Origin of the sequence: Promicromonospora sp. NFX87, assembly GCF_048564965.1 — a bacterium.
In the GTDB taxonomy this organism is placed as follows: Bacteria; Actinomycetota; Actinomycetes; order Actinomycetales; family Cellulomonadaceae; genus Promicromonospora.
The window spans coordinates 3,248,987-3,262,343 of sequence record NZ_CP183413.1 but is presented as its reverse complement, the minus strand read 5'-3'; the positions used below and the strand labels follow the sequence as shown (position 1 = coordinate 3,262,343).

Below are 13,357 nucleotides of genomic sequence, written 5' to 3'. Positions count from 1 at the left end.
TCGCCGCCGGTCCTGGCGGGTCAAATCGCTTGGGTCGATGCCGACCAGGTGACTACGGTCAGCGCCGATGAACACTCCGCAACGACAGGTCCGTGCCGTCCACGACGCCGACACGATCACCGTCTACCAGGCCTATCCACCCGCGATCGCCGACGCCGCCGTGCGCGCCGGCCGGTTCGTCCCGCCGTTCAAGCGTGAGCGGATGACCTGGGTCAAGCCGTCGTTCTGCTGGATGATGTACCGCTGCGGCTGGGCGACAAAGCCCGGTCAGGAGCGCGTGCTGGCCGTCCATATGCTGCGCACGGGCTTCGAGCAGGCGCTGGGCATGGCGTCCCTGAGCCACTTCGACCGCAAGCTGCACGACGACGCCGTTGCGTGGGCCGCGCAGAAGGCGGCCAGTCCCGTTCGGGTCCAGTGGGATCCGGAGCGCACGCCGACCGGCGTCGCGCTGGAGCACCGGTCGTTGCAGGTCGGGATCGGTGGCGTAGCGGTGGCCGCGTACGTGGACGAGTGGGTGGTCGGGCTGGAGGACATCACCGATCAGGTCCGAGCCTGGCGGGCCGAGCTGTCCGACGGCGTCGTGCCTGCGTTGCCGGACGAGACGCCGTACCCGCTACCGGCGTCGGTCGGGGCCCGGATCGGCGTGGACGCCGTCGCGCCGTCGCTATTGACCTCGAAGTGAGCGGCGCGATCGTGTCAGGATCCGCCCCATGAAGACGGTGACACTGTGGCGGCCGACCGGACCTGCCGAGCTGGCCCTGATCGAGGAGGCGAACTGGCGCGCCTGGCCGCCACGTCTGCCGGACCAGCCGATCTTCTACCCCGTGCTGAACGAGGACTACGCGACCCGGATCGCACGTGACTGGAACGTGAAGGCAAGTGGCGCCGGGTACGTGACGCGGTTCGACGTCGCCAAGGATTTTCTCGACCGGTACGAGGTCCAGCAGGCCGGTGGGCAGACGATCCTCGAGTACTGGATCCCCGCGGAGGACCTCGACGAGCTCAACGAGAACATCGTTGGCCGGATCGAGGTCGTGGCGGAGTTCCGGTGATGCGCGCGCACGAGTAGGCGCGGCACCCCACGGAGGAACGGGTGCGAGGCGTTCGTCGCAGGCCGCGCTCGCTCTACGCTGGGCTGAGCAGCCGAAGGATGCCTCAGGACAAAGGAGTCGTGAGATGACGCGATACCTGATCTCGTTCGAAGACGGCGCGATGACGTTCCCGGAGGCGGACCTGCCTGACGTCGCCAGGGCCGCGCACCACGTGGTCCAGCAGGCCAAGGACGAGGGCGTGTGGATCTTCGGCGCAGGCCTGAACGTCCACGAGGGGAGCGTCGTGGCCATTGACGGTTCGGTGACTGACGGCGTGCCCCCGCGCAGCACCGAACGCCTCGGCGGGTTCTCGATCATCGACGTGCCCAGCCGCGAGGAGGCCAACGCGTGGGCCGCCCGGTTCGCCGTCGCCTGCCGGTGTGCCCAGGAGGTCCGGGAGCTGATGTCCGACCCGGAGTTCTGAGCGCTCCGGTTACGCGCGGGTCGAGATCTGCTGGACGGCCCAGGCGTTGCCGTCGGGGTCGCTGAAGAAGCAGAACCCCACGTTGTCGAGCGGTTCCGGCGTGGGCGAGGGGCTCTCTCCGAGCACCTGGACGGCGCTCACGTCCACGCCTCGTCCCGCCAGCTCCGCCTGCGCGCTGTGACGTCGCTGACGACGAGCTGCAGGCCCTTGAGCGAACCGGCAGGCATCTCCGCGACAACTCCTTCGCCGATGACTATCGAGCATCCCGATCCGGGTGGCGTCAGCTGGACGAGCCGCTTGCCCTCACCGATCTTGACGTCGTGGTCGACATGGAAGCCGACCTTGTCGCTGTAGAAAGCCTTGGCGCGGTCGACGTCGGATACCGGGACGACGACGACTTCGAGGGTCCACTTCATGGCTGCTCCTCCTGCGGGTGAGTGACTTCCGGGCCCTCCTGATGTTCGACCAGAAATCCTGATCGACGGCGCGACGCGCCCGGCCGGCCAGGGGTGACTCTCAGTCCGTGGGCCGGAGCATCGCGAAGCTGCGTTCAAGGAGCTCGGCGATCGTGGTGTCGTCGTCGACGTTCGCCCAGGTGGTGAACGCGACGTCGAGGCAGGCGAGCGCCGCCTGGACGATGATCTCGGCGCGGAGTGCGGCGTCGTCGTCGTCGGCCAGCCGCGCTGCGACGAGAGGGGCGAGCATGCGTCCCCACAGCTGGTGCTTCTCGAGGTTGCGGGCGCGCAGGGACGCGGTGCTGACGAGTATCCGCATGGCTACCTTGCCGCGCTGGTCGCGGCCGCTCTCCGCCAGGAAGGCGATGAAGGCTTCGAACGAGGCCAGGAGAGAGTCCCACACGGGCTCGTCCGCCGGGCGGGCCGCGAAGGCGTCGCGCACGAACCCGCCCCACTGCTCGGGCTCGCCGACGACGACGTCCTCCTTGGCGGGGAAGTAGCGGTGGAACGTGCGCCCCGACATGCCCGCGGCGGTGGCGATCTGGTCGACGGTGACCTGGTCGAAGCCGTGCTCGGCGAACAGGTCGAGCGCGATCTCGGTAACGCGTGCGCGCACGGCGTCGCGGCCTATCTCGCGCAGGCTCGGCCCGCTGCTCGTCGTGCTCGACATGGCTCCAGACTACCGTCGATGTCATTTGTGTCAGAGACTGACAGAAGTGTCGTATGCTGACAGGTATCGCCTCACAGCTAAGGAGTCTCATCATGGAGACGCGCACACTGGGCCGGCAGGGCCTCACCGTTTCGGCGCTGGGTTACGGCGCGATGGGGACGGCCGCGTTCTACGGACCCACCGACGACACCGAGTCGATCGCCGCCATCCGCCGCGCCCACGACGAGGGCGTCACCTTCTTCGACACGGCCGAGCTGTACGGCTGGGGAGAGGGGGAGAAGCTGCTCGGCCACGCGCTCGCACCGATCCGCGACGAGGTGGTGATCGCCACGAAGTTCGGCTTCACCGAGACGTACGGGTCGGACTCGCGGCCCGGCCACGTCCGCGAGGTGGTCGACAACAGCCTGCGGAACCTGAACGTCGACACCATCGACGTGCTCTACCAGCACATCCCGGACCCGAACGTCCCGATCGAGGACGTCGTGGGCGTGATGAAGGAGTACGTGGACGCCGGCAAGGTCAAGTACCTCGGCCTCTCGAACGCCGACGAGGACACGATCCGGCGGGCGCACGCGGTGCACCCGATCTCGGTGGTGCAGGAGGAGTACTCGATCTTCGACCGGGAGTCCGAGGCTCTGCGGCCGGTGCTCGAGGAGCTCGGGATCGGGTTCGTCGCCTACTCGCCGCTGGCGCGCGGCTTCCTGAGCGGCGCGACCAGGCCGCGCGACCAGTACGAAGCCGACGACGTGCGCCAGATGATCGGCTGGTGGGCTCCCGAGAACTTCGACGCCAATGTCGAGATCTCGCGGCGGCTGGGGGAGCTGGCCGCGAGCAAGGGCATCACGCTTGCGCAGCTTTCGCTGGCCTGGCTGCTGGCGCAGAAGGACTACGTCGTGCCGATCCCGGGGTCGCGCAACCCTGGGCGGGTGGCGCAGAACGTCGCTTCGGTCGGCGTCGTTCTGACCGACGACGACCTGACGCGGATCGCGGAGATCGTGCCGGATGGGGCGGTGGGGAGCCGGGGCGTGTGACGCTGCGCCTCACAGGGCTCGCGGCGACGAGATGACCATGCGGTTGCTGCCAAGATGCTGCGCGTCCTGGCAGCAACCGCATGGTCATCTCGCTTGAGGTGGGGAAGGGCCTACATGTCTGTCAGGCCAGGAGAGTTTCGATGAAGGGGCCCGGGTGGAACGACCGCCACACAAGGAACATCGCACCGCCGACGGCGCAACCGGCTAGCCAGAACCAGTCCGACGGCGTCGCACCCTGGGCGTGGTGGTCGTGGCAGCGTTCCATCGGCCCCTTCCGGCCGCGGATGCAACGTGTGCCGTTCTTGTTCCTCGCTCCGCACGGGTAGGTCGCGGCGAAACCTGCGGCGACCGGAGTCACGACGAGGAGCAGGAACAATGCTAGGGAGGACACACTCCCGATCCTCACTTCTGTCTCCCGCGCTCCGCCAATCACGAGCGGTGATTCACCGGCGGGGGAGTCCTGCTTGCTGTGTGGGGGCGCTTCGGTCGTAGGCGGGGCCGCCATCGTGCCTGGATGACAGGTGCATTGCGTTCGCGGCGTGGGAGCGGGAAGTGGAGTGCTGAAGAGCATCCGCTTAGACCCTCTCACGTGGCACGATGCCGCTTATGGCCCGCATCGTGCACATCTTCACGTTTCGCGCTTTCCCGTCCGTCGCCGACGGCGTCCCGCTGACCGAGGCTTATGACTTCGGGCGGTTCAGCCCGCACCTGGTGAACCGCCCCGGCGACACCTTGAGGGTCAAGAGCCTCGGTCAGCACGACGACGTCCGCGTCGCCACGGACGAGTCCACCCTCGCGCCGCTCGACATCACCGCACGGCTGTGGTCGGACGAGGCCTCGCTGGCCCAGCTGCACCTGTCGTACGAGCTCGATGCCCCGACCGCGCACGAGGTCGCGAACCACCTGGCGGTCTTCTGCCACGAACGGACCTCGCTGTCGCTGGACGGCGTCCCGCTGGTCGAGTGGCTCGTCAACAAGGCGAACGTCGGCGGGACACCGCGGCTTGGCCAGGACGTCCTGCAGTTCGTCGAGCTCGACGACGCCACCGGCCTGGTCACCGACACGGGCGAGCCCAGCAACGACGCCATCGCGATGATCTACCGCACCGCTGAGCGGCTGCCGGACGGCGGCGTCCCGGCCAGGGTGCCGACCGCGCTCAACTCGCTGGCCGGCGCGTTCGCAGCCCACGGGCGCGGTGTCGTCGTGCTCGGCGGGCAGAGCCTGGCGACGGCGGCGACCGTACGGCTGACCGCCTGCGAGCTGCTGTTCGCCGTCGGGCGGGCCCGGCATGCGCGAGCCAAGATCGAGAAGCTGCTCGAAGGATCGCGCACCCGGGACGAGGCCGCCGGGATCTGGGACGACGCGGAACGCCTGAGCGAGGTCGCCCGGGAGGTCCGCAGACAGCGCACCATCATGGCGCTCGACGTGCAGGGCTACGCCGACGGGCTGTTCATGCCCGAGCTCGTGATCGACAGCTTCCGCACCAGCTTCTCCGAGGCGCTCCGCCTCAGCGAGCTCACCGACTCGACCGTCGGGCTCATGGACGCACTCAGCGACGTGATCGGCTCCAGCCTCGCCGACATCCAGCTGCGCGCCGCCAAGCTCGCCGACACCCGGGAGCGCCGCTGGCAGCTCGGGGTCGGCATGGCGTCCGGGATCGCGATCCCCGTCGCGCTGCTCCTGTCGTACTTCGGCGTCTCCAGCGAAGCCACCATCCCCGCTGACCGGTCGATCTACGACCTCACCGTCTACGGTCTGGTGTGGGCGCTCGCGGTCGCCTCCGCAGTGGCTATCGCCGCGATGACGCTCAAGCAGTACTTCCGCACGAAGAACGGGGACAGCACGACATGGCGATGATCAGCGCCCACCGGTGCGGGGCAGGGAGCGACCTGGACCTGGAGAACACCAAGACCGCACTCGACAGGGCCCTCACCCTCGACGTCGACTACGTCGAGTTCGACGTCCAGCGGCTCGGTGACGGCACCTTCGTGCTCTTCCACGACGACTTCGTCGAGCTCGACGGTCGGACCGTCCCGATGGCCGGCCTCACGTTCGAGCAGTTCTCCGGCATGGCGGACCACTTCATGCGGTACGACGACGTGCTCGCCGCGCTCAAGGGCGTCAAGCACGCGCACATCGACCTCAAGTTCGTCTCGCCCGAGTCGTCGTATGCGGACCCCGAGTCCACCTACGAGGTGGCTGCGACCAAGCAGGCGCTGGAGATCCTCGGGGCCGGCCATTTCATCATCACGACCCTCGAGGACCGGTCTGTTCGCGCGGTGCGGGACTGGGCGGACGGCGTCGGGCTCGACCTGCTCGTGGGGCTCTCGCTGGGGCGGGACATCACGGAGATGTCGCTGGTCGAGGCCGTGCGGACCCGGCTCTCGGAGTTCTTCCCCGGGGCGCGTATCCGTGACTCGCGCGCGAACCTCGTCGTCTGCCACCAGAGGATCGCCCGGTACACGGTGGCGCGCTTTGCGCGACGGCGGGGGCTGCCGCTGCTGGTGTGGACCGTGGACGAGCCGGACGCGCTCGCGTACTGGCTGTCGCCGGATGCGGCGTGGCTCGTGACCACAAACTATCCGGAGCGGGCGATCGGGCTCGTCAAAACTGCTTAGTTCCCGTCAGGGTGCTCGAAAAGCAGTGGATCGGCGCTGCTGTGCGCCATTAGCGTGCTGCTGAACCCAAGTCGTCGAGCCAAGGTCGTGCCGTTGTACACCCTGTGAGATTTCCCGAGTGCTGATGTGTCGCGCGTCGCGAATGTGCGCCGCGCACCTTTTTGCTGCGGACCTCTCACTGAGACCGGTGTACTTCTATGCTCAAAACCTGGGCAGTCGTGCCCACCTGCCTGCCGCTCGTCCGCCGCCGTTGTCACGCGTGCGATTCCGAGCGCTTCCGGGCAAGCGGAAAATTCCGCGTCAACGCTCACCACAAGCTCATCGATGCCTGGCTTCTCGCGCTCTGTGCCGTCTGCGAGGAGACCGTCAAGCTCACCGTTCTGGAACGGGTCAAGGTGCGTTCCATCCGGCCGGAGCTACTGGACCGGCTGCACAACAACGATCCTGGCCTGGTACCTGAGTTGCTCCAGGATCCGGCGGTGCAGCGCCGCAATCGCATCACCCTCGACTGGGACGGCGCCTGGCGTCTCGACACCTGCGGATCGGACGACCTGGACCACGAGGTGCTCGACATCTCGGTCCGGTTCGCGGCGCGGATCCCAGTCCGGCCGGTGCGACTGATCGCAGAAGGTTGCGGTCTTTCGCGGGGCGAGGTGGAGAGGCTGCTCGTGGCGGGGAAGCTCGTCTCGGCAGTCCGGTTGAGCGGCAAGCTCTCCGGCGACTTCACCTTCACGCTCAAGCGCTGAACCCTGCTTGGGATTGCGGCCTGTCCGGCATGATCTGCCGGGCAGGCCGTGTTAAGGCGCAGTGAGTCCGGGTCACTCGGAGACGAACGCCCGAGCCAACTCCACCATCGCCTCCGTGACCTCGGCGAGGTCTCTGCCCTCCTCGGTCAGCCAGTGCGCGATCATCTCGCCCGACAGCGCCGCCAGGAGCGCGTCCGCGCGCAGCACGGGGGAGGGTGCGCCGGCGAGGCTCAGCAGGTGACGGCAGTGCGTGCGCCAGAGGGCGTGCGCCCCGCTGCGGAATCGGGCGCCCGGGGCCGCCGTCTGCGACAGCAGGACCAATTCCAGCTGCTCGGCGACGAGCTCGGTGTACCCGGCGACGAACGCCGTCAGCCGCTCGACTGGCTCCGCTCCGGGGCCCAGCGGGGGCGGCCCGGAGATCATCAGTTCCTGAAACTGGCGCTCGCGCTCGCCGAGCAGGGCCATCGCCAGCCCGGCCTTGTCGCCGAAGCCGCGGTAGAGCGTCCCGACGCCGACGCCAGCCTCCTTGGCCACGGCCTGCATGGTCACGCGCTCCACGCCGTCGCGGGCGAAGAGCCGTTCCGCCGCGTCGAGGACCTTGCCCTGGTTGCGGGCGGCGTCGACGCGCTTTGAGCGCGGCGCGTCGGCCTCGGGCTGGCCGTGCACGGGCAGGCTCGTTGACAAAGCGGAATCAGTTCCGCTAACTTCTTTCATGAAGCGGAACCTATTCCGTTTTCGCGTTGCCGTCGATCCGACACACCGGAGCTGACCATGACCCGACTGTTGCACATCAGCGCTTCCCCACGTGGCGAGGCGTCCGAGTCCCTGGGCCTCGCCACCGCGTTCCTGGACACGTACCGCCAGGCCAACCCCGGTGTCGACGTCGAGCACTTCGACCTGTGGGACGGCACGCTGCCGGAGTTCGGCCCCGCTGCGGCGAAGGCGAAGATGGACGTCTTCGCCGGCGTCGAGCCGAGCGGGGAGGGCGTCGCCGCGTGGGCGGCGGCCAAGGCGACCTTCGCCCGGTTCGACGCCGCCGACCGGTACCTGTTCAGCGTCCCGATGTGGAACTCGGGCGTGCCCTACGTCCTCAAGCAGTTCATCGACGTCGTCTCGCAGCCGGGCATGGTGTTCGGCTTCGACCCGGTGACGGGCTACGAGGGTCTGCTGACGGGCAAGAAGGCCGCGGTGATCTACACCGGTGCGGTCTGGGGTGAGGGCCGCGGCCCGGAGTTCGGCAGCGACTTCCAGAAGCCGTTCTTCGAGGGCTGGCTGCGGTGGGCGGGGATCGACGACATCACTAGCGTGCGGTTTCAGCCGAACCTCGCCGCGGCCGACGTCGACCTGGCGCGCAAGAAGGCGCATGCCGCGGTGCTCGACGTGGCGGGGTCGTTCTGATCTGCGTGCGCTGTCAGCAGGTGGTGCGCCAGGGTTCGGCGACTACCTGGACGTCATCGGCGTAGAGGATGTGCCCCGGGTCGTAGGTGCGAAGCTCGCGCCAGTCGACGTCGTACCGGTCGAGCAGGTGGAGGTAGCCGCGAGTGATCCGGAGCAGGTCGTGGGCGTCGGCGCGGAAGTACGCGCGGGCGCCGGGGTGTTGGCCGCGGTCGTAGACGCTCGGGTTGGTTGATGCGGGGTCGGGGTAGGTGTCGTTCATGAGGTCGTTGTGGGCGCGCCACCAGGCCAGGTCCTCCGGCGTCAGCCGCTTGGCGTGGGCTAGGCCGTTGGCCAGCGCGAAGACGCCGGGGTAGGTCATGCGGCGGTTCGGCTCGGTGGCCTCGTAGCGGACGTACTCGACGAGGGGTTGTAGTTCGTCGAGCTTTGGGATGACGGCTGCCCAGGCGTCGTCGATGGTGTCGCTGAGCTCTCTGTACCGGGGGCCGAACACGAAGTCCTCGAGGAACGTGGCCAGGTTGTCGGTGAGGCGGCGGTAGGCGGTGCCGTCCTGCCAGCTGCCGCCTGGGGTGTCGTCGACTAGCCAGATGGAGTTGTCGTCCTCGTTGAGGACGAGGAGGCCGACGGCGGCCACGTTGCCGACTACGTACCAGGTTCCCGGTGGCGGGTCCTGGTCCGGGGCGAGCCTGGCGAAGGGGTTCCAGTCCGAGAGTGGCGGGCCTTCGTTGAGGCGGACGGCGCCGAGGACGAAGCCGTTGGCGGCTTGGAGGACTTCGGCGTGGTCGGGGTGGACGTTTGTGGGCGGCTCGGTGGCTGGGTCCCGGACCTGGTTCTCCATCGCTAGTTCTGGGTTGCCGGCCAGGAGGTGGCGGGCCTGGATGAGGCGGTGCGCGACGGGGTCGGGGAGGGGCACGGGGTGAGCGTAGTCAGGCAGTGTTGGGCGCGAACGGGAGTTCGAGGCGTGGGTGCCCGGGGCATCATGAGCGCATGAACGACGACGCCACGATCGAGTCCGTACGCGCCCGGCTCCGCGACTTCGCTGTTGCCCGGGACTGGGGCCAGTTCCACAAGCCCAAGAATCTCGCGATGGCGCTCGCGGGCGAGGTGGGCGAGCTTCTCGCCGAGATGCAGTGGCTGACGGACGACCAGGTCCACGAGAAGTTGGCGGACCCCGAGACTCGAAACGGTGTCGAGGAAGAGTTCGCTGACGTCTTCCTCTATCTAGTCCAGCTGGCCGACGTCTGCGGGGTGGACCTGATCCAGGCGGCGCACGCGAAGATCACGAGGAACGACCAGCGATTTCCGCCCGGGCAACCGGTGATCTGACTGCGCCTCTGTGACGGGCATCGTCTAGACCGTCGAGCGGCTGCGGCTCACGAATAACATCGCCGCCGTCACGGCTGAATGCCATGGTGGGGCGCATGACTGAGCCACGGGTGCGGCCCGCGATCCTCGACGACGCTGAGGCGATCGCCGCGGCGCACCACAGCGCGTGGGTGCAGACGTACTCCGGCCTCCTGCCCGCAGAGCACTGGGAGCGGGACACTGTCGCGCGACGGCGGGAGCGTTGGCGTGACAGGCTCTCGCGGGAGGCTCCAGGACACCCGCTCGTGGCCGTCGTCGATGAGCGGGTAGTGGGCTTTGCGCAGTCTGGATCGACACGCAGCAAGGGTGGAATACCAGCCGTTCGTCCTGACGAGTTGTGGTCGCTATACGTCCTGCCGGAGCAACACGGGACTGGCATCGGGGTGCTGCTGCTCAATGCGGTGCTCTTGCCGGATTCGCTGGCGGAGCTTTGGGTCGCTGAAGCCAACCCGAGGGCACGCCGGTTCTACGAGAAGCACGGGTTCGTTCCAGACGGTGCCCGTTTCACCGATGATCTCGAGATCGCCGAGATCCGAATGGTCCGGGCGCGCGATGAGGCCGCGAGTCCTCCGTGACCGGGCACTATGCTCGTGGCCGACGGAATGAAGTGGTCCATCGGCCAGCCGTCCCCGCCCATTCGCTGCGCTAGAAAATCATTCGAAGGAGCCTCGTCATGAGTGCCTACATTGTGTTCCTCAAAGAGAGCACGCATGACCAGTCTGAGGTGGACAACTATCTGGAGAACGTCGGCAAGACGTTCGAGGGGCATTCTGCGAAGATCCTCGCCGCGTACGGTCCGCAGCAGGTGCTTGAAGGTCCTGAGCCGGAGGGGGTCGTGGTGATTGAGTTCCCCACCATGGACGAGGCGCGTGCGTGGTACGACAGCCCTGCCTACCAAGTTGCGGCGAAGCACCGTTTCAACGGAGCAACCTTCCGTGTCGTTCTCGTAGAGGGCGCCTGAGAGCCGTCGGGCGGTCCTCCCGAGACCTCCTCGTCGGGACCTCGACGAGGAGGTCTCGGTGCATTTGGTAGTTAGCCCTTCTGCCAGGACGGCTTGCGCCAGTGCACTCTGGAGATCTTGTCGATTCTGTTGCCGGACAGGTTCCTGACAACCTTGGCCCGCTCAATACTGTTCCATCTGAGTTTGAACTGCCCCTGGTTGCGGAAGAACTTCACAAGGTCGTCGGCCGCTGAGACGACCTCTGCCTTCTTCCGCTCGATGTCATTCAGTCGTGTGCGTTCGTACTCGCCGATCACCTGGTCGCCGTCGCGGATAGTCAGGTGAAACAGGAGCGTGCCGGGGATCGGCTCCACATCAAAAGCCAAGGTCACGAGCGTCTCCTTCTGGCCTCGTAGCGTGCACTAACCCAAACGTGTGGAACTGCCGTACTAGGTACGGCTCCATGGTCATGATCCGCTACCTGCCGGCGGCAGGGGGCGTGGCCAGCGGCTACCGACACTGTGCCAGCATGGCTTGCCATGTGACGTCGAACTCCCCGGTGCGGTCAACACCGATCGCCGTGGCCGCCCGCACCTGCGCCACTCGCACGACGGTTCCGTTGGTGTGCGTTCGGTGCCGGCCGTGTTCGCGTACCTGGTGGGTCGTCCACTCGCGAGCGGCGAGAACGAGGCTTCGCTCGTTGTCGATCAATAAGAACAGGCAAGCGTCGAACTCGAACGATCGAATCGGTGAGAAGACAGCGGCGGGACTGGTGCCAGTTCGGATCAACCGCACTTTGACCTGGATCTTCGATCCGTCGGCCGCGATGAGGTCGTATGACTTCTCTGAGTTTGGAGCGAGGAGCCCGTCGTACACGCTGGCCGCGCAGTACTCGGCCAAGTCTCCGATCGGCGCGTTATTTGTCCGGACGACGTTGCGCAGACGGAGCTCTGCCAGAACCCGGCTGTAGGTGGTCAGCAACTCGCCGACGGTCAAGGCCCCGAATCCGGGGTCATCGTCCGTGGATGCTGGTGCCACTGTCGACCTCGAGAAGTGCATGTGCAACTGCTCGACTTGCTCAGCGGTGAGCGTCCAGGGGCTGCCAAGTTCCACGGGATGCCGCCAGCCTTGCCGCCGCATCCAGCCCCGCATTGTCTTCGCGGTTACACCAAGCTCCACCGCGAGCTCTGAGACAGTAGGCGTGGTCCCATCCATTCCCTTAGCCTTCCGTGTCGTTCCCTCGCCGACGGAGCGCTCGCTCGGCAATCCCACTGGATAGCTTGCCCGTCACGGACCGCGCCTTGTCGAAGGTTTCGTTCCCGAGGCGCCTAGCTGTGCCGACGCCCTCAGCTCCGGTCTCGAGCGCCTTGTCCTTCACCTCTGTGGCTGCATCGACCCACCGCTTCGCCTCTAGCGCCTGTCGATCGCCCTCGATCCCGAGCAGCCCATGGAAGTCAACGACGGCGGTCGCGACGCGGCTGCTCGAATACACCACAGCTCGTGACGCGGTCGGGTGCAGCAGCACTTTCGCGTTCGCAATGCCAGCCGTCGCCTCGATTCGGTCCATCAGATGCTTGGTGCTCCGCGAGATGAGATCCAGACGGTTGCGGCGGGCGACCCTCAGCGCGAGACGATGCCGATCTAGTTCATCCGGCGATGCATCTAGCACGCGGTCCAGTTCGAGCACGGCGATCGCATCCTGCAGCTGGAAACAACGAGCCAGAACGGCGAGCCACTCCAGAACCTTGGACTCGGCTTCCTTGGATGTCTTGGCGAGATCGCCGACGTTGGCCTTGTGCTCCAATTTCTCCGCGAGGGCGTCAAGTTGACGCAACACATACGCCTGAGTTCGCGCGATCGTCATCGGTGTGGCCTGGACCTTTGACCAGGTGACCTCGGAGACCCGACCCACATGCTCTCGGACGGTCATGGCTTCTTCGATAACGAGGTTCACGCCGATCATGTCCGCCAACACGGCGTCCTTCTGGGCGCGGAGCACGTCGTCGACTTTCTCGTCGATCGTTGCGAGGTAGTCGGTGATCTCGTCCATGGCCTGTTGCATCGCGAGCTGTGCCATGATCCCCGCGGCACCAGCAAGGATTGCCGGGTTGGTCAGAAGAGACCCGGGCCCCTTCGCGAATTCGACGAACCCCTTAATCTGGCCGCTGTTCCCCTTCAGTACACCTGAGCTGAGTCCCGTTTTCGAACTCGTCCTCAGCCCGTGTTCGGTGACAAGCCGAGCCGACTCCTCAGTTAGCTTGAGCCAGCGACCGGAGTTGGCTGCGATCTCGGAACTTGCCTGCGCGGCCCCAGCCGCGGCGCCAAGGACCGGCCGCAGCCGGTGCAGTCCGAGGTCCTTCGACGGCAGCCCGTTAGAGTCCAGGAAGCGTTCGACAGCCATCGGATCGCCGATGAGCGCTAGACCATCGCCGTCACTGATCAGCTGAATCTCGTGGTCCACCGTTGGCTCCTGAGATTTGAAGGTAGTGGTCTGCGATGAACCTGGACTACTCGGTGGGTCGCTCGGCCCCATTGGAAGCGCGCGGCGCTGCTCATCTGTATCGACAAACAGGACGCCAAGTCCTGTTCGAACCTAGCGGCTGAATGGGCGCTGCCTACGGA

At 66.8% G+C, this 13,357-nt stretch carries 19 protein-coding genes; 11 read left to right on the top strand and 8 right to left on the bottom strand.

What is annotated here, in order from left to right; genetic code table 11:
* The first annotated feature begins 67 nt into the window (after positions 1-67).
* The 3 genes from ACNYC2_RS14695 to ACNYC2_RS14685 all read left to right on the top strand — a co-directional run bounded on the left by ACNYC2_RS14695 (position 68) and on the right by ACNYC2_RS14685 (position 1,515).
* Positions 68-682: a DUF4291 domain-containing protein gene (locus tag ACNYC2_RS14695; protein WP_419707741.1), complete on the top strand. Its 615-nt coding sequence runs from the start codon at positions 68-70 to the stop codon at positions 680-682.
* 28 nt (positions 683-710) lie between these two features.
* Positions 711-1,052 carry a hypothetical protein gene (locus ACNYC2_RS14690; protein ID WP_419707740.1) on the top strand — a complete coding sequence of 114 codons (342 nt, stop codon included), beginning with the start codon at positions 711-713 and terminating at the stop codon, positions 1,050-1,052.
* A 124-nt stretch (positions 1,053-1,176) separates the two neighbouring features.
* Complete coding sequence (locus ACNYC2_RS14685) at positions 1,177-1,515, top strand: YciI family protein (RefSeq protein ID WP_419707739.1); 339 nt, start codon at positions 1,177-1,179, stop codon at positions 1,513-1,515.
* Between the two features lie 9 nt (positions 1,516-1,524).
* Here ACNYC2_RS14685 and ACNYC2_RS14680 read toward each other — a convergent pair whose 3' ends face one another.
* The 3 genes from ACNYC2_RS14680 to ACNYC2_RS14670 form a co-directional block, all read right to left on the bottom strand.
* Positions 1,525-1,656 (bottom strand): hypothetical protein, encoded by a 132-nt coding sequence (locus ACNYC2_RS14680; protein ID WP_419707738.1) that lies wholly within the window; start codon positions 1,654-1,656, stop codon positions 1,525-1,527.
* The gene (locus ACNYC2_RS14675) at positions 1,653-1,931 is read right to left on the bottom strand and encodes a VOC family protein (RefSeq protein ID WP_419707737.1); all 279 of its coding nucleotides are present in this window, start codon (positions 1,929-1,931) and stop codon (positions 1,653-1,655) included. Before ACNYC2_RS14675 ends, ACNYC2_RS14680 begins: the two co-directional genes overlap by 4 nt.
* Before the next feature lie 100 nt (positions 1,932-2,031).
* Entirely contained in the window at positions 2,032-2,640 is a 609-nt protein-coding gene (locus tag ACNYC2_RS14670) for a TetR family transcriptional regulator (protein ID WP_419707736.1), read from the bottom strand.
* A gap of 92 nt (positions 2,641-2,732) precedes the next feature.
* Between ACNYC2_RS14670 and ACNYC2_RS14665 the strand changes: the two genes are divergently transcribed.
* The 4 genes from ACNYC2_RS14665 to ACNYC2_RS14650 all read left to right on the top strand — a co-directional run bounded on the left by ACNYC2_RS14665 (position 2,733) and on the right by ACNYC2_RS14650 (position 7,035).
* Positions 2,733-3,671 carry an aldo/keto reductase gene (locus tag ACNYC2_RS14665; RefSeq protein ID WP_419707735.1) on the top strand — a complete coding sequence of 313 codons (939 nt, stop codon included), beginning with the start codon at positions 2,733-2,735 and terminating at the stop codon, positions 3,669-3,671.
* A 606-nt stretch (positions 3,672-4,277) separates the two neighbouring features.
* Positions 4,278-5,528, top strand: coding sequence for a hypothetical protein (locus ACNYC2_RS14660; protein WP_419707734.1), 1,251 nt, complete (start codon positions 4,278-4,280; stop codon positions 5,526-5,528).
* Positions 5,519-6,289, top strand: coding sequence for a glycerophosphodiester phosphodiesterase (locus ACNYC2_RS14655; protein WP_419707733.1), 771 nt, complete (start codon positions 5,519-5,521; stop codon positions 6,287-6,289). The genes ACNYC2_RS14660 and ACNYC2_RS14655 overlap by 10 nt, the downstream gene beginning before the upstream one ends.
* 197 nt (positions 6,290-6,486) lie before the next feature.
* A complete protein-coding gene (locus ACNYC2_RS14650) occupies positions 6,487-7,035 on the top strand; it encodes a DUF1062 domain-containing protein (RefSeq protein ID WP_419707732.1) in 549 nt (182 codons plus the stop codon).
* A gap of 72 nt (positions 7,036-7,107) precedes the next feature.
* Here ACNYC2_RS14650 and ACNYC2_RS14645 read toward each other — a convergent pair whose 3' ends face one another.
* Positions 7,108-7,701, bottom strand: a complete 594-nt coding sequence (locus ACNYC2_RS14645; RefSeq protein ID WP_419707731.1) for a TetR/AcrR family transcriptional regulator — start codon at positions 7,699-7,701, stop codon at positions 7,108-7,110.
* 105 nt (positions 7,702-7,806) lie between these two features.
* Here ACNYC2_RS14645 and ACNYC2_RS14640 point away from each other — a divergent pair, with 105 nt between their 5' ends.
* A complete protein-coding gene (locus tag ACNYC2_RS14640; protein ID WP_419707730.1) occupies positions 7,807-8,433 on the top strand; it encodes an FMN-dependent NADH-azoreductase in 627 nt (208 codons plus the stop codon).
* A 13-nt stretch (positions 8,434-8,446) separates the two neighbouring features.
* Here the strand turns inward: ACNYC2_RS14640 and ACNYC2_RS14635 are convergent, their stop codons facing one another.
* Positions 8,447-9,343 (bottom strand): hypothetical protein, encoded by an 897-nt coding sequence (locus ACNYC2_RS14635; RefSeq protein WP_419707729.1) that lies wholly within the window; start codon positions 9,341-9,343, stop codon positions 8,447-8,449.
* A 74-nt stretch (positions 9,344-9,417) separates the two neighbouring features.
* Here ACNYC2_RS14635 and ACNYC2_RS14630 point away from each other — a divergent pair, with 74 nt between their 5' ends.
* The 3 genes from ACNYC2_RS14630 (at position 9,418) to ACNYC2_RS14620 (ending at position 10,756) form a co-directional block, all read left to right on the top strand.
* Complete coding sequence (locus ACNYC2_RS14630; protein ID WP_419707728.1) at positions 9,418-9,756, top strand: nucleotide pyrophosphohydrolase; 339 nt, start codon at positions 9,418-9,420, stop codon at positions 9,754-9,756.
* Between the two features lie 95 nt (positions 9,757-9,851).
* Positions 9,852-10,370, top strand: a complete 519-nt coding sequence (locus ACNYC2_RS14625) for an N-acetyltransferase family protein (RefSeq protein WP_419707727.1) — start codon at positions 9,852-9,854, stop codon at positions 10,368-10,370.
* A gap of 98 nt (positions 10,371-10,468) precedes the next feature.
* Positions 10,469-10,756 (top strand): DUF1330 domain-containing protein, encoded by a 288-nt coding sequence (locus tag ACNYC2_RS14620; protein ID WP_419707726.1) that lies wholly within the window; start codon positions 10,469-10,471, stop codon positions 10,754-10,756.
* Positions 10,757-10,827: 71 nt separating this feature from the next.
* Here ACNYC2_RS14620 and ACNYC2_RS14615 read toward each other — a convergent pair whose 3' ends face one another.
* The 3 genes from ACNYC2_RS14615 to ACNYC2_RS14605 all read right to left on the bottom strand — a co-directional run bounded on the left by ACNYC2_RS14615 (position 10,828) and on the right by ACNYC2_RS14605 (position 13,196).
* The gene (locus ACNYC2_RS14615; protein ID WP_419707725.1) at positions 10,828-11,127 is read right to left on the bottom strand and encodes a hypothetical protein; all 300 of its coding nucleotides are present in this window, start codon (positions 11,125-11,127) and stop codon (positions 10,828-10,830) included.
* Positions 11,128-11,245: 118 nt separating this feature from the next.
* Positions 11,246-11,950: a DUF6998 domain-containing protein gene (locus tag ACNYC2_RS14610; RefSeq protein ID WP_419707724.1), complete on the bottom strand. Its 705-nt coding sequence runs from the start codon at positions 11,948-11,950 to the stop codon at positions 11,246-11,248.
* 4 nt (positions 11,951-11,954) lie between these two features.
* On the bottom strand, positions 11,955-13,196 hold the full coding sequence (locus tag ACNYC2_RS14605) for a hypothetical protein (RefSeq protein WP_419707723.1): 1,242 nt from the start codon (positions 13,194-13,196) through the stop codon (positions 11,955-11,957).
* Positions 13,197-13,357 lie beyond the last annotated feature (161 nt).

Bases quoted from the DNA above. Each gene is read 5' to 3' on its own strand.
- ACNYC2_RS14655 (WP_419707733.1), top strand. From the start codon at position 5,519: ATGGCGATGATCAGCGCCCACCGGTGCGGGGCAGGGAGCGACCTGGAC.
- ACNYC2_RS14650 (WP_419707732.1), top strand. From the start codon at position 6,487: ATGCTCAAAACCTGGGCAGTCGTGCCCACCTGCCTGCCGCTCGTCCGC.
- ACNYC2_RS14625 (WP_419707727.1), top strand. From the start codon at position 9,852: ATGACTGAGCCACGGGTGCGGCCCGCGATCCTCGACGACGCTGAGGCG.
- ACNYC2_RS14660 (WP_419707734.1), top strand. From the start codon at position 4,278: ATGGCCCGCATCGTGCACATCTTCACGTTTCGCGCTTTCCCGTCCGTC.
- ACNYC2_RS14690 (WP_419707740.1), top strand. From the start codon at position 711: ATGAAGACGGTGACACTGTGGCGGCCGACCGGACCTGCCGAGCTGGCC.
- ACNYC2_RS14665 (WP_419707735.1), top strand. From the start codon at position 2,733: ATGGAGACGCGCACACTGGGCCGGCAGGGCCTCACCGTTTCGGCGCTG.
- ACNYC2_RS14685 (WP_419707739.1), top strand. From the start codon at position 1,177: ATGACGCGATACCTGATCTCGTTCGAAGACGGCGCGATGACGTTCCCG.
- ACNYC2_RS14670 (WP_419707736.1), bottom strand. From the start codon at position 2,640: ATGTCGAGCACGACGAGCAGCGGGCCGAGCCTGCGCGAGATAGGCCGC.
- ACNYC2_RS14620 (WP_419707726.1), top strand. From the start codon at position 10,469: ATGAGTGCCTACATTGTGTTCCTCAAAGAGAGCACGCATGACCAGTCT.
- ACNYC2_RS14630 (WP_419707728.1), top strand. From the start codon at position 9,418: ATGAACGACGACGCCACGATCGAGTCCGTACGCGCCCGGCTCCGCGAC.
- ACNYC2_RS14610 (WP_419707724.1), bottom strand. From the start codon at position 11,950: ATGGATGGGACCACGCCTACTGTCTCAGAGCTCGCGGTGGAGCTTGGT.
- ACNYC2_RS14695 (WP_419707741.1), top strand. From the start codon at position 68: ATGAACACTCCGCAACGACAGGTCCGTGCCGTCCACGACGCCGACACG.
- ACNYC2_RS14675 (WP_419707737.1), bottom strand. From the start codon at position 1,931: ATGAAGTGGACCCTCGAAGTCGTCGTCGTCCCGGTATCCGACGTCGAC.
- ACNYC2_RS14640 (WP_419707730.1), top strand. From the start codon at position 7,807: ATGACCCGACTGTTGCACATCAGCGCTTCCCCACGTGGCGAGGCGTCC.